Source organism: Acinetobacter sp. UBA1496, assembly GCF_002324975.1.
Taxonomy (GTDB): Bacteria; Pseudomonadota; Gammaproteobacteria; order Pseudomonadales; family Moraxellaceae; genus Acinetobacter; species Acinetobacter variabilis.
This window is the reverse complement of the sequence record NZ_DCRI01000068.1, coordinates 15,022-15,726: the sequence shown is the minus strand read 5'-3', so window position 1 is coordinate 15,726 and position 705 is coordinate 15,022. Positions and strand designations below refer to the sequence as shown.

Annotated in this window: 1 protein-coding gene; it reads right to left on the bottom strand. The window is 34.5% G+C overall.

The annotated features are described in order from the left end of the window. Positions 1-262 precede the first annotated feature (262 nt). Positions 263-502, bottom strand: coding sequence for a DUF2171 domain-containing protein (locus B3143_RS07545; protein ID WP_004781996.1), 240 nt, complete (start codon positions 500-502; stop codon positions 263-265). Between the last annotated feature and the right edge of the window lie 203 nt (positions 503-705).

Genomic DNA, 705 nt, shown 5'->3' with positions numbered 1-705 from the left:
TTTTATAGGTCTATTTTATAAGTTTTCTCAGTAATCATTAGGCATTCTATCATCTACAGATTATCTAGCTCAAAAAATTATGCAGGTTCTTAATCCGCGCTATGAGTAAATAAAATTAAAATAAAAAGATTGATGACACAAAAGAAATGCCAGCCGATCGGGCTGGCATTTACCACTTTAACAGATCAGATTTGCCTATTTTAAACTTACATCCAGTTTGAGTATTTAAGCCAAACCAGAATAAGTCAGGCAACGATCATGCTTATACCGTGGTCCATTCTTTGTGCACATCTTCTGCTGTTTTATTCAAGATCACGCTGTCATCTTTCACTTCGCTTACCCAGCTAATCGGAATCAGATGATGCTCATTATTCTCGTCATCACTTCTTGTCAATTTAATCTTGTCCTGACCTTCTAAATGATCCACTTTACCAACTTGAGTACCATCTGAAGCAATTACTGAAGCATGTTCTTTGATGTCATTTGTATTAAAGTTACTCATTACAATTGCCCTATTTATAGAAGTTGAGAGACCTCAGTCTAAGCCCTAAAAAATTGGCTGTGTGTAAGGGTTTTCAGGCTTTAGGTTTTTCTAGGTTAATAATGTAATGAAGAAAAATAACTGTGTCACAGGCATGTTGTGGCAAGACCAAGATGATTGAAATATTGTTTTTTTATTAAGGTAATTTGAAGATTTGAAGATTT